The sequence below is a fragment of the Salinicoccus siamensis genome (assembly GCF_055391965.1).
In genome coordinates this window covers 831,100-843,751 of the sequence record NZ_AP043765.1, presented here as the reverse complement: position 1 = coordinate 843,751, position 12,652 = coordinate 831,100, and the positions used below count along the sequence as shown (strand labels likewise).

The window sequence follows — 12,652 nt, the reverse complement described above, 5'->3', positions numbered from 1 at the left end:
ATACCCTCCAAATTATTTGATCTCCGATGTACTTTTGCACTATGGGCTTTAGATGAATGCAGAGTCGCCGGTCAATGCACGGCCTATCACCAATGCATTTATTTCATGGGTGCCTTCGTACGTGTATACCGCTTCAGCATCCGAGAAGAACCTGGCGATATCATACTCGGCAAGAATACCATTGCCACCTGTGATGCCTCTGCCCATCGCCACAGATTCCCTTAGGCGTAATGCGTTCATCATCTTCGCAGTAGAGGTCGCCACTTCATCGTATTCACCCTTCTCCTGCATACGTGCAAGTTGTGCAGATAAAGTGATTGCCTGCGATAGGTTACCTTGCATCATGGCCAGTTTTTCCTGGATCAATTGGTACTTGCTGATCTCCTTGCCGAACTGCTTACGTTTGGTCACATAATCAAGTGTGGCACGCAGTGCCCCTGCCATTGCACCTGTCGCCATATATGCCACGCCTGCACGTGTCGAATAAAGGATTTTGGCGATATCTTTGAAGCTATTGATATTCTGCAGTCGATCCGCCTCTTCCACTACGACATCCTTTAAATGGATGTTGGCATTGGGTATGATTCTGAGTGCAATTTTATTCTCTATAATATCGATATCGACACCTTCCTGCTCGGGCCGGATGATGAAACCTTTCGGCTTGCCGGTTTCAACATCGACCGCAAACAAAGGAATGACATCTGATACATTCGCTCCCCCGATCCATTTCTTCGCACCATTTATGATCCATTTGTCGCCCTCACGTTTTGCCGTCGTCTCCAATCCTCCCGCTACATCGGATCCGTGCTCCGGTTCAGTCAATGCAAAACACGTTCTGAGTTCGTGGGACTGGAGTTTTGGAATATAGTGCGCAACCTGCTCTTTACTTCCTCCGAACAAGAAGGCGTTGTGACCAAGCCCCTGATGGACACCAAGCAAAGTCACCAGTGATACATCAAACCTGGCTACTGTGTAGGATAGGAAGAACTGGAACATCTGACTTGCCATTCTGGCGCCTTCCCGTCCTTCAAACAACAAGGGATTATTGAAATAATCAAGTTTGCCCATCTCTTCAAAGAAGCCTTCCGGAATGGTTGCATTTATCCAATGGTCATTGATCGAATCCCGGTATTTACTCTCAAGCAGATCGTTCAGTTGTTTTAAAAATTTCACTTCTCCTTCAGTGAGTTCTTTGGAGACGTTCAACAGATCTTCTGGATATAATTCCTTCAATAGTTCATCTTTAGTTGCCATTATATTTCCCCCATCATTTTATTATACCGCTTTCAAAATTGCTGTTTACTGCCTAGTGAACTAGTGAACAAGCCCATTCTCCTGCGCTTTTTCGTTCATGAGTTTCTGGATGGCCATCCTATCCGGTTTTGCAGTCGAGTTCAACGGGATATCTGTCAGATTCAGATACATCCTCGGAACTTTATAGCCTGCCAACCTTTCCCTCATATGTGCGTTCAAGGTCTCTTCAAAACCTTCTTCATCCTCCTTCAGGACGACTGCTGCAGAGACCGATTCACCATATTTCGGGTGATCGAATCCGACTACTATTGATTGCCTCACTAGTGGATGCTCTGACAATACCGACTCCACTTCAGATGGCAGAACATTTTCACCACCGGTGATGATCAGTTCTTTCTTACGGTTGACGATGAATATGTCGCCATCCTCATCTTTCCGGGCGAGGTCCCCTGTCAGGAAATAGCCGTTGTGGAATGATTTTTCAGTCAGATCCGGCCTATTCCAATAGCCTGGAGTTACGTTTTTTCCTTTAATCGCGAGTTCACCTATTTCATTCGTTCCAACTTCATTGCCGTCGTCATCGAGCAACTTCATGTCGACATACATGATCGGCTTGCCGATGCTCATAGGTTTTCTTTTGGCATTCTCTGGTGTATTGACCATTGCCAGCGGTGCCTCAGTGAGACCATAGCCATTGATCAGCGTGTGCCCCATGCTTTCGAAGTGCCTTTGGACAGCTGGCAACGGAGAGGATCCTCCCTGGATCAGGAACCTTATATTTTCAAAGTTTTTAATATCAAAGTTCTCCTCAAAAATCATGCCGTAGTACATCGTCGGTATTAACGTGAGGTAATCCGGTTTATGCTCCGCCATCAGATCATTCAACTGTGCCCCGTCGTAATAGCGGTGCAGCACCAATGTGCCCCCCACCATGATTGCCGGCAGCGCGGTATCATTCAATCCAAGTACATGGAATAGCGGTGTCGTTAGGATTGTCTTATATGATGCATTAATCTTATAGGTCAGTGCCGTGTTCACGATATTGCTGACGAATGAATCATATGTGAACATCACTCCTTTAGGGAGTCCTGTCGTACCGCTTGTATAGATTAGTGCTGCAAGCTCATCACTTTCAACATCGACAGTTTTGAAAGGCCTATGATTATCAGGGTGGCATATGTCATCATATTCTTTCGAATCGATATTCATATGAAGCAGACCTTCAGGAGTACCGGTCAGGCTTTCTTTATGTTTTTCTGCATATAAGATCAACTTGACGCCGGAATCTGAAATGACGCTCTGAATCTCTTTTGGACTCAAACGCCAGTTCATCGGTAGAAATACAGCCCCCATCTTGAATGTCGCGAATAGCAGATCGAATATTGCTACATCATTAGGCGCAAATATCCCGACTACATCGCCATGGCCAATACCTTGTTCCTTCAGGTGATTCGCCAAGTTTTCAGCACGCTTGTCCATATCCTGGTAAGACCACTCAGTCCCCTTCAGAGGATCTATTATTGCCGGCTTCACTTCATCATAGTCCGCCCGTGTCTTAATCCAATCGTAGTTCATGTCTATCTTCCCCTTTGTTTGTGATTATTCTCCCTTTATGGAATATTGCAGCTTCCCCCATGTTTCCTGATAGATTTCCGGATCCATTACTTTTATATCTTCCGCAATGATCGGTTTGAAATCCATCTGAGAAAGTACATCTTTTTCCAGTTGAAGCCCTGGTGCGATTTCAATGACTTTCAACCCTGCATCAGTCAACTCAAAGACCGCACGTTCTGTAACATAGTAGACCTGCTGTCTGAGCTGTCTTGAATAAGCCGCGTTGAAGTCCATGCTTTTGACGCTGTCCACGAACTTCCTGGTATGTCCCTCCTCTTTTATTTCAAGAGTCTTCCCACGGCACTCTGCCTTGCTGCCTACAACCATGGTGCCCGAAAAGATCAATATCTGGACAGTTTGGCTGATGTCTATAAAGCCGCCGCTGCCATTCAGCCTCTCCCCAAAGGCCGAGACATTGACATTGCCATGACGGTCGATTTCCGCAAAACTCAAGTATGCGATGTCGAGACCATCATTGAATATGAAATCCCAAGTCATGTCATGGCGTATTCTGGCATCCAGGTTGTAGTTCATGCCGAAGCGATTACCGCTGCCGAACATGCCGCCGAAAATACCGGTATCGATGTTCAGATTCACAAGCTCATCCACCTTCTCTTCACGCAGTAGGCTGGAGAGCTCGTTATTGATTCCATAACCGATGCTTACACCATCTCCCGGTGAAAGGAATTGGGCTGAGCGTCTAAGAATTATTTTACGAGCGTCAAACTTCGGAAAACCTTGTCTAGGCTCTGCAATCCTATAATGACCCGCCAAGGCCGGATCATAATAGTCCTGTATCACCTGCTTATGGTATTTAGGATCTTTATTGACGACCACGTAATCTACAAGTTCGGCAGGGATAAATACGTCTTTTGGATTATAGCTGCCATTCTTGATGATTTCTTTCACCTGGACGATTATCTTGCCGTTATTACTGCGCGCTGCCGCAGCTGCAGCATACCCTTCTCCGAGGTGGGATTCATGGGTCATGTAGATGTTGCCCTTCTCATCCGCATAAGTTCCCCTCAATAACGCAATATCAATTTTAGGGAATTTATAATGCAGATATTCTTCATCATCGATATCAATGACTGACACTATATCTTCCCTAGTCACATCATTTGCTCTGCCACCCGAATACCTTGGATCAACAACTGTGTTCAACCCAACCTTAGAAATCATGCCTGGTGAAGCCGATGACTGATGGCGATACTGGGTGGCTATAATGCCTTGGGGCAGGAAATACATTTCTATTTCATTATTTTTAACCGCCTTAACTGTAAACGGCGATGCTATCACCAAACTTGTGATGATGCGTTTGACCATCCCCCGTGTAACAAAGGAATCCAAATCGAATCCATCATCAAAATCACTGATGTCGTTCGAAACGACAAACGTAAGATCATTTACTTCCTTATTCTCATCATGCTGTTCTGCCAAGTTTTTAAGAATTTCGACTGGCAGATTACCCACTGATAGAGCAGCTATCGCAATGACATCCCCTGTTTTAACGATATGCTCTAAATCATTGTATGAAATAATCTTCATATCCCATTCTCCCGACATTTTTTATTCCAAAAACACTTTTAACATATAACATCCCCCTGTTTATGTTGACCTTACAATTTCAATGTATCATCATGATTATAAATTGTAAACGTTTTCATTTCAGAAATATCAAACTTTTACTATCGCAAAGTTTTATGTCTGATTATATAACCTAGTACTAATTCGGCTCTAAACCCTGATTTTACAAGCATTCCAGATGCGTGTGAGCTATAAGAATATGTAATATCCAAGGGCAAAAATAAAAGTGTAAATATGAAATAAATGAGTATTGACTTTTATGTCGAAAAATGGCCAAGGTAATATTTTTTTGAAGTTTAAGCACTACCTTCCCTACCGCCGCATCCCTCGCAGACTACTGCAGCATTTTTGTAAACTATGCTAGCGAGTTCCTTTTAGGTACTTGAGTGCTAAAATTTACATCAAAAGATATTAGGGGGTATTAATAGTGGAGTTAAAGGATAAACTTTTTAGGAAACTGGAAGATAAAAAGCAGGATATGATTGAAACCAGAAGATTTCTGCATGAAAATCCCGAGTTGTCATTTGAAGAGCATAACACAGCGAAGTTCATTGAAGACTTCTATCACGATAAGGACGTCAAGGTTATAAATAATATGGGTAATGGATACGGCATCATCGTTGAAATCAGTGGTAAGGGTCCGGGCCGGGTAATCGGGTTGCGCGCTGATTTCGATGCGCTTCCCATAGAGGAAGAAGCGGATGTCCCCTTCAAGTCTAAAAATGAAGGCGTAATGCATGCTTGTGGTCATGATGTCCATACTGCCTATATGCTCCACTTGGGGGAAGCGCTCATTGACCTAAAGGAAGAATGGTCAGGCACCATAAAACTGATTCATCAACATGCTGAAGAAGTCCCGCCCGGCGGTGCAAAAAGTATTGTCGAATCAGGCATGCTCGATGACTTGGACGAAATCTACGGCATTCATATCTTCCCAGCATTCGATACCGGAACCATCGCTCTCGTCCCCGGCAACGCAATGGCCGGCAGATCGAACTTCACTTTGACCATCCAAGGTTCTGGTGGCCATGGTGCCATGCCGCATACTACCCATGACGCCCTCGTTGCCGGCTCTTACTTCGTCACCGAATCCCAGACCATCGTCTCACGACGCATGGACCCGAACGATTCAGTGGTCGTATCCATCACAGTATTCGATGCGCCTGGAGGCTTTAATGTCATACAGGATAAAGTCGTGCTACGTGGAACTGTTCGCTATCTGGACGAAGATAATAAAGAGCCTGCATACGAGGCAATGAAGAAAATAACTAGAGGCATTGAAACCTCTTTCGATGTAGAGTGCACGCTTGATTATCTCTATGATTATCCCGTCACATACAACCATCCCAGAGAAACCCAGTATGTAGAAGATATACTCAAAAAGAGCGTCGGATCCTATATTGATGAGGTAATCCATTCCAAACCTTTCAGCGGCTCGGAAGATTTTTCCTACTATCTTGAAAAGATTCCTGGCACATTTATAAACGTCGGTGCCAAGCCTGAAGGCATGAAAGAGCCATATCCCAACCATCATCCTAAATTCTTGATAAACGAGGACTCTTTATTGATCAGTGCAAAAACGCTCGGTGAGGTTGTTCTGGATAGACTTGAGGGCTGATGGGAATTGCGCTCGATATATAAGTAACGAGATAGGGAAGCACAGTGAGTTATATAACTGCTTAAAGGAGTAATATATAAGGGAGTAAACCCCCTTGCTAATTTATGTATCCTCCCTCAACCGAGGGAGGCATTTTCTTACGATTAGTCAATAGATTACAAGCATATATTCCATATTTTTCATCCCTATCCAGCGGGGCGCCCCGCTGGATAGGGATGTCGGCATGCCAAATAGGCCCTGCTTTTTCAGTTTTTTCGGAGCAGGGGCTGTGGTATACTTGAGTTACGAATTGACGCAGTGGTGGGTGGCCACAGCGTAATCATATCGCTGTCCAACGGTGACAAGATGGAAGAGGCACTTCAAAAACTTGTTCACACAGGCGATGCAGGCAACCTTATGGTGTTTACCATGGGGTTGCTTTTTTAGTTTCCGATAGTAGTCCACCAGATGGTTATCCGCGTGCCTCTGGTTCCGGATCATATTCTCGATCATGTAGTACAGGATTTTCCTTAGATGCTTATTGCCGCGCCGATTGATCTTATCCTTGTACAGAAGGATGCCGGATTGATGGCGGCGGATGTCGATGCCGGTATAGGCATTCAGCTGATTGGCCGTGTCGAACCGGCGGATGTCTCCGGCTTCAGCGATGATACGGACCGCTGTAATGTCTGCAATCCCTGGAAAGCTCTTCAGGATATGGTATTCCGCCTGTTCCTGAGACATGGCGACCATTTGCTGGATGAGCCGGTGCTTCAGCTCCAGCAGGGTCTGACAGCGTGCAGCATAGTTTCTGAGCTGTTCAATTCGGACGTCATCTGTAGACAGTGCCGGATAGGCATCTGCGGCCGCCGACATCAGCTGATCGGCTTTCTCTTCTGCGCGTTTTCGGGACTGGCGCTTCCCGGTGCTGCCGAGGATCATATTCTTCACTTTCGTTCTGGACAGCACAATCACCCGATCCGGATGCGGAAACAGTTGGAGGATGGAAAGATACAGGTCGGAAGTTCGGGTAAAGAGCTGCTCCAGTTCCGGGAAGGTCATCTGAACCAGGGCATGCATCCGGGTTCTCAGTCGGACAATCTCCTGCTCCAATTCAGCGTAGTGGCGGGAGAGGCTGCGCATTTCTTCGTAATACCCTTCTTGAACCTGCTTGTTGCGGGGCGGATGGGTAAAACAGGCCTGGGCGAGTTTATGGGCATCACTCCGGTCCGTCTTGTGCATCCGCATGGACAGGCTCTGCATCTTGGCCGCCAGTGGATTGAGCAGCGCATACTCGAACCCGCATGCCTGCATGAAGCGTTCCAATGCCTTTGAGTAGACCCCTGTGGCTTCAAATACAATATCAGGCAGGACGCCATCCTGTTTCCGTTGCGTCTCAATCTGGATCCGGACATTATCAAAAGCCGATCTGGTATGCGTGATATCCCCTTCAAATATACAGTGCTGCCAAGCATCATAGACGACCATGTAGCTGTGTCCCATACTGACATCAAATGCGATGACACTTTTCATTTGGTTCTCCTCCTTTGTTTTAAGCAGAAGTGACCACGTATCCTCATCGATTCCCTTTTCTCATACTCGATCTCGAAGATCCCACATACTGAACCTGATTCAGATAAGGATAGTGGAGCTGGCCCGTTTTTATTCCGGATTCTAAATCCTAAAACCTCGTCGACCTGATCTCCACTCCTACTATATGAAAATAGTACCACAGGACCTGGCCGGGTCCTGTGGTACTAATCTTAGTATGTTTTTATTAACTAAACGTGCCCCAATCTGGCCCGACTTCACCAGTGACACTATTCCATGTTTTAACAGGCAGATATTTCGTCTGACCATTTACATAGTGTTCGATCCATATGTGATTATCTTGCCTCAATAGATAACTGTATTCAGTTGACCATCCTGGATTTTCATACCCCCCTTTTGGAGCGGACAGGAACGGACTGCCAATGCGGGACATGATGCGTGTGCCCCCGACTTTAAAAGTGCCGCTTGTTTTGAGATATTGTGTACCATATTGATTAGTCTGCCATTCTTCTTCAGGTGCAGGCGCGCCTACATTTGAGAGTGTCTTGAATTGCACGCCAAAGTAGTCACATACCGCTTTGACATCACAGTCCGCCATATCTGTAATGTACCGTTCTTGTTTATTTCCGAAGATCAATGGAAAATCTAAGTTGTTTGTCATAAATCCATGCTCCACCAGGACCATCGGAAAAGTAGTGGATTCCCTGATGATGTGAAGGTTTGTCCAAGAGTTATATTGGGCTGCATGCAGTCCATTGCCGTGGATGCTATACCCCTTCTTTTTCATATTGTTGATGATGTTCGTTGCGAACTGTTTACCTTGTCTACTGGTATACCAGTAGAATGCACAACGCCCATTTGCACTTTCTGTCCCAGCATTGGCATGTAGGGAGATTCCAAGATCTGGACGCTTGCTGCCGTAATAGTTGGTACGATTCACAAGATATACATCTTTGCTGTCGAATGGCTGTGCCATAATGACCTTAAAGCCGTTATGTTCAAGCAGACGTTTTACGCGTTTCCCTAACTTATTATTAAAATCAAATTCCGCATATCCTTTTCCATCTTTGTAGACACCTTTACCTGGCGGGAATGTGTTGTTCCCATGTCCAATATCCAATGCAATTACTTTACTCATATTCAACACTCCTTGATTTTTTTAAATTTGAAATAAAAAAGACACCCTATTTTAGAGTGTCTGTTGTAAACCCTTCTCTTCTTTTCGCAACTTCCCATGCACCTGTAGCCATCAGTCCGCTGATCAGGCCTGCGGACACCCTGCCGCCCATTGATAAATCAGCACCCAGTTCAGGCACTAATGCGCTCAAGGCACCAAGACCTGCACCAATTGTTACACTGACCAACGGCAGAAAATTCTTCTTTATCTTTTGGGTACGTTTCAACACTTCTACGAGGCCGAGTGTGATACTTGCTATGACCCCACTGAACAGCAGTATTCCTTCCATCATTTTCACCTCCTTTCATTATATGAAGATGAACCCAAGTACAAATATAATGAATGGCACCAATATCCCGGCTGCAAAACCGGCTGCCCATTTCAATGTCAGTTTGAGCTCTTTCACCTTTTTCTCGTTTTGTCGGCACATATCGAACGCCTTATTGGACTTGTCATATGCCTCATCCGCACGCTCCCGTATCTGCTCCAGCCCGCTCAGTTTGCCATCTATCTGTCCCAAGCGGTCAAATAGCTTAATGACGATATCTTTTTCATCTACTGGCATCAAATCACTCCTTCACTTATATTCAAGCGCATATTGACCACCCCCTTTTTTTCATAAAAAAGAGGCCGCTTCTCAGCAGACCCATATCTTTAGTATGTCTTTCCGGTAATGCTGATAGATCATCAGAGATAACTTGGCCGACAAATCTCCTTTCTCACTGCTTCACCCCCTACTTTTTGTGTATTGTTCTATTCAAGATTGTTAATGTTTGCCAACAAACAAAAAAGACACTCACATGAGTGTCTTCGCAGTATTTGAATTTAAAACGAGATCAATGGAGGAAAATTGTGCGGCCAAGCATTTCATCCTCTCTATCCATCTTTAATTCTATATAAGGTCCCCCACATACTCATCATTTTTATAACAATTTCAGCATTTTCAACTTTTTCAGTCCTTCATCAACAAGCATGCCTCCTTCATGATCTGATAGACGCGTGTCGTTGACACCCCAACCTCTTCCGCGATACTTTGGTACGTCATGCCATCAAGCCTTAGGTTGAAGACCAGCGCCATACGTTCATCTGTAATACGGCTCCACCTATTTTGGATATATCGTGCTCTCGCTTCAAGACGAGATAGTTCAGCCCCCCTCTTCAGCCGTCTTTCCACTTCATTGTGTACGGGGTCACTGGTTGTGCCCTGTGCTTTTGGCATAACGGATTCGATGCCATATTGAGCAGTCGCTCCACCGCCTACATCTGAGTTATATTGCGCGCGCAATTCTTTTATTTTCGAGATATAATACGGATAACTATTGATCATGTCCATAATCTTTTCTGTCGAGTATGTTTCAGTTGTATATTTCATAATTCAACTCCACCCATTTTAAAGTTTGATTGTGGCTGGGAGCATAAGAACTTCTCCACCAACCATCTTGCGTCTCTTCTATATATCGTTTCATTCTCAAATACGAGCAAGCTTTGTAATGGCTCAACGCTTCTCTTATGATCAGTTCTGGTTATTGTACATACACTATTTTTGTCATCTCACCTATCCGCCGCTTCTGAATTCCGTAATCATCTTTTGAATCTCAGGGTCTTCGCCCGCCGTCTTGATTGGCTCTGTTGCCCCACCAGATTTCGATCTGTTCTCATCATTCAACCATGATGGCGCCACTTCACCCGGTTGCTCACGTTGCTTCCGTTGGTAAGAGTGCTGCATGCGCTTTAGATTATCACGTTCAAACCGCCGTTTGTCCGCTTTGACCTTTTCTATAGTATCTAAGCCGTCAGCCTGAAAGCGGGATAGAATGCCGTTGATATGACTGTGATGCTTTTTGCCTGCATCATAAGTTTCTTTCATGGCCTCAATGATGATTTCTGGGGAATGCCTCTTTAACCACTCCTCCACTTGTGCATTTAAAGCACCAGTTACTGCACCGAAGCCAAAATATTCATATGCTTGAAATATCTTTCCGACACGTGCGTCATAAGTCATGGATGTATATGGGTTATCATCATTATTGTTCATTATTAATGCGTTATTGACCTTATCGTCATTATTGTTTGTGCGTCCTTGTGTCACCTGCGTGTACCCGGCGCGTCCTTCTCGTATCTTTTCAGATGCTTTCCGGTGTCTTTTCTGTATATCTCCATTTTGATAAACATCATAATTAATGACGGTCAGGAGTGTCTTTTTGGTGTCTTTTTCTGTAAGTATCATCCCATCGCTCTCCAATAATTTAAGAAAACCATCAACCTTCGTTCTCGACCAGCCCCAACGTTCTCCAAGCTGGCGCATACTGGTTATCCTTTGTCCTCTTTCGACTCGAATCAATTCATTATCACACATCACTTTGTTGTCTTTATGATTGACCATCAACAGTAAATCGACCCAGGCTTCGAACTTAGAGAATTTTCGTTTTTCCTGGAAAAGCCAATGATCTTCTATACACCGGTGTAGACTGATCCAACCAGTCATGCAATCATCCCCATTCTTCTTGCTTAATTTCTTCAGTTATTCATTCAGCAGCCAGTTCAGCGTTGACTTATTTTCTGGATTACTGCATATTCCACTTCGATTTGATTTAATTCAGAGCCAATATATTACTCTTAAAGAGTAACTTTAAGTCAAAAATTTTTATTTGATTGCTGTGATTTATAATACAACCAATGTACTTTTAAACCTTAAAATATGCGCCCTGATAACTTTCATTATAATACTCTTTGTGAGTAAGTCAATGAATATATTACTCTTTATGTATAAATAACTTTCTCTATTAGAGTAAATGACATATACTTATCATGTGAGCAACATCTAGGAAAGCGGGGAGCGCCATGAATAGAGACCGTCTGATACATCTTAGGGAAAAGAGGGGATGGACCAAGGCTGAAAGTGCGCGTAGATTAAGCATAGCTACCAGCACTTATTCGAGCTATGAATATGGCCATCGAAAGCCTGACAGTGAAATGCTTGTAAAGATAGCTAAACTACATGATGTGTCCACCGACTATCTGCTTGGAAATGATCGGAAAGAAAAAGCGAACTCGCTGCAAGAAGCTGACGTTCTAATGTTTTCTGATAAAGAAGGATTTGATAATCTTTCAGAAGCAGACAAGCAGGAGTTAAGGGAATTATTGAATGATCAGTTGGAGTTCTGGATTGAGAAGAAGAACAAGGGGAAATAACGTTCTGTCGTAGATAATCGTGAATATGGGTAAAAGCAATGCTTTTTCTACACGAACTACAATGGTTAGTTCTCGCTGGAAAGTGTTTTGGAACTACTTCAGTATTCAAAGACAATAATAAACTGACCACATAGGCTTCAGGTGGTCAGATATTTTTTTAGAATAAAATCGAACATACGTTCCTTAAGGGGGATTTTATGAGAATTGAGAAAGTCGTCAACGAAGTGGCTGATACTTGCATTACAGATAACTTGGATTTGAACATCCCTCACCTGTCTTACATGTTTTCCGCACACATCATGTATAACGACCATACAAGTTTTTATTATAATAAACAGGGGGTGGATATCATCGCCATTAAGGTTGGCGATCCCTTTGAAATGTGGCAATCGTTTTGCCATGAAGTTGGACATATGTTCCTCCATTGCACCAATCAACAGATAATGCCTCATGCGTTCAACTATAAGCAGGAAGCTGAGGCCGAGAAATTTGCATTGCTGCTGATGATGCCGGAAAAACTGATTATGCGCCATAAATTATATGAAGCACAGGATGTTGCGAATTATTTTGAAGTTCCAATCGACTTGGCTATGCAACGTATGGAGATGCTGATTGAATATACGCATGCAAATACCTTTGACTAAAATATTTAAGGTTTCTATGGAGAATCAATCAATGAA

The 12,652-nt window shown here is 44.0% G+C and carries 12 protein-coding genes; 3 read left to right on the top strand and 9 right to left on the bottom strand.

The annotated features are described in order from the left end of the window. Window positions 1–48 precede the first annotated feature (48 nt). From fadE to fadX, 3 genes are read right to left on the bottom strand one after another with little or no spacing between them, the layout of a single operon-like run. A complete protein-coding gene (gene fadE / locus ACZ5LF_RS04455; protein ID WP_380569278.1) occupies window positions 49–1,254 on the bottom strand; it encodes an acyl-CoA dehydrogenase FadE in 1,206 nt (401 codons plus the stop codon). Window positions 1,255–1,314: 60 nt separating this feature from the next. Further along, window positions 1,315–2,829 carry a long-chain-fatty-acid--CoA ligase FadD gene (gene fadD / locus ACZ5LF_RS04450; protein WP_380569277.1) on the bottom strand — a complete coding sequence of 505 codons (1,515 nt, stop codon included), beginning with the start codon at window positions 2,827–2,829 and terminating at the stop codon, window positions 1,315–1,317. Window positions 2,830–2,853: 24 nt separating this feature from the next. After that, window positions 2,854–4,416, bottom strand: a complete 1,563-nt coding sequence (fadX, locus tag ACZ5LF_RS04445) for a fatty acid degradation protein FadX (RefSeq protein ID WP_380569276.1) — start codon at window positions 4,414–4,416, stop codon at window positions 2,854–2,856. Window positions 4,417–4,882: 466 nt separating this feature from the next. Between fadX and ACZ5LF_RS04440 the strand changes: the two genes are divergently transcribed. Next, entirely contained in the window at window positions 4,883–6,073 is a 1,191-nt protein-coding gene (locus ACZ5LF_RS04440; protein WP_380569275.1) for an amidohydrolase, read from the top strand. A gap of 282 nt (window positions 6,074–6,355) precedes the next feature. Here the strand turns inward: ACZ5LF_RS04440 and ACZ5LF_RS04435 are convergent, their stop codons facing one another. The 6 genes from ACZ5LF_RS04435 to ACZ5LF_RS04410 all read right to left on the bottom strand — a co-directional run bounded on the left by ACZ5LF_RS04435 (window position 6,356) and on the right by ACZ5LF_RS04410 (window position 11,265). After that, window positions 6,356–7,585, bottom strand: a complete 1,230-nt coding sequence (locus ACZ5LF_RS04435) for an IS110 family RNA-guided transposase (RefSeq protein WP_380572277.1) — start codon at window positions 7,583–7,585, stop codon at window positions 6,356–6,358. Window positions 7,586–7,829: 244 nt separating this feature from the next. Next, on the bottom strand, window positions 7,830–8,741 hold the full coding sequence (locus tag ACZ5LF_RS04430; RefSeq protein ID WP_380570462.1) for an N-acetylmuramoyl-L-alanine amidase: 912 nt from the start codon (window positions 8,739–8,741) through the stop codon (window positions 7,830–7,832). 46 nt (window positions 8,742–8,787) lie between these two features. After that, window positions 8,788–9,072 carry a holin gene (locus ACZ5LF_RS04425; RefSeq protein ID WP_380570461.1) on the bottom strand — a complete coding sequence of 95 codons (285 nt, stop codon included), beginning with the start codon at window positions 9,070–9,072 and terminating at the stop codon, window positions 8,788–8,790. 15 nt (window positions 9,073–9,087) lie between these two features. After that, the gene (locus ACZ5LF_RS04420) at window positions 9,088–9,345 is read right to left on the bottom strand and encodes a hemolysin XhlA family protein (RefSeq protein WP_380570460.1); all 258 of its coding nucleotides are present in this window, start codon (window positions 9,343–9,345) and stop codon (window positions 9,088–9,090) included. A 387-nt stretch (window positions 9,346–9,732) separates the two neighbouring features. After that, window positions 9,733–10,152 (bottom strand): sigma factor-like helix-turn-helix DNA-binding protein, encoded by a 420-nt coding sequence (locus ACZ5LF_RS04415; protein ID WP_380570459.1) that lies wholly within the window; start codon window positions 10,150–10,152, stop codon window positions 9,733–9,735. 183 nt (window positions 10,153–10,335) lie between these two features. Next, window positions 10,336–11,265, bottom strand: coding sequence for a DnaD domain-containing protein (locus ACZ5LF_RS04410; protein ID WP_380570458.1), 930 nt, complete (start codon window positions 11,263–11,265; stop codon window positions 10,336–10,338). 356 nt (window positions 11,266–11,621) lie between these two features. On the opposite strand from ACZ5LF_RS04410, the gene ACZ5LF_RS04405 reads away from it, so the two are divergent. Continuing rightward, window positions 11,622–11,972: a helix-turn-helix domain-containing protein gene (locus ACZ5LF_RS04405; protein ID WP_380570457.1), complete on the top strand. Its 351-nt coding sequence runs from the start codon at window positions 11,622–11,624 to the stop codon at window positions 11,970–11,972. 197 nt (window positions 11,973–12,169) lie between these two features. Then, the gene (locus ACZ5LF_RS04400) at window positions 12,170–12,616 is read left to right on the top strand and encodes an ImmA/IrrE family metallo-endopeptidase (RefSeq protein WP_380570456.1); all 447 of its coding nucleotides are present in this window, start codon (window positions 12,170–12,172) and stop codon (window positions 12,614–12,616) included. The last annotated feature ends 36 nt before the right edge of the window (window positions 12,617–12,652 follow it).

What these genes read in the sequence shown, in the direction of transcription:
- fadE (WP_380569278.1), bottom strand. Translation starts at nt 1,254, where the DNA reads ATGGCAACTAAAGATGAACTATTGAAGGAATTATATCCAGAAGATCTG.
- fadD (WP_380569277.1), bottom strand. Translation starts at nt 2,829, where the DNA reads ATGAACTACGATTGGATTAAGACACGGGCGGACTATGATGAAGTGAAG.
- fadX (WP_380569276.1), bottom strand. Translation starts at nt 4,416, where the DNA reads ATGAAGATTATTTCATACAATGATTTAGAGCATATCGTTAAAACAGGG.
- ACZ5LF_RS04435 (WP_380572277.1), bottom strand. Translation starts at nt 7,585, where the DNA reads ATGAAAAGTGTCATCGCATTTGATGTCAGTATGGGACACAGCTACATG.
- ACZ5LF_RS04430 (WP_380570462.1), bottom strand. Translation starts at nt 8,741, where the DNA reads ATGAGTAAAGTAATTGCATTGGATATTGGACATGGGAACAACACATTC.
- ACZ5LF_RS04425 (WP_380570461.1), bottom strand. Translation starts at nt 9,072, where the DNA reads ATGATGGAAGGAATACTGCTGTTCAGTGGGGTCATAGCAAGTATCACA.
- ACZ5LF_RS04420 (WP_380570460.1), bottom strand. Translation starts at nt 9,345, where the DNA reads ATGCCAGTAGATGAAAAAGATATCGTCATTAAGCTATTTGACCGCTTG.
- ACZ5LF_RS04415 (WP_380570459.1), bottom strand. Translation starts at nt 10,152, where the DNA reads ATGAAATATACAACTGAAACATACTCGACAGAAAAGATTATGGACATG.
- ACZ5LF_RS04410 (WP_380570458.1), bottom strand. Translation starts at nt 11,265, where the DNA reads ATGACTGGTTGGATCAGTCTACACCGGTGTATAGAAGATCATTGGCTT.
- ACZ5LF_RS04405 (WP_380570457.1), top strand. Translation starts at nt 11,622, where the DNA reads ATGAATAGAGACCGTCTGATACATCTTAGGGAAAAGAGGGGATGGACC.
- ACZ5LF_RS04400 (WP_380570456.1), top strand. Translation starts at nt 12,170, where the DNA reads ATGAGAATTGAGAAAGTCGTCAACGAAGTGGCTGATACTTGCATTACA.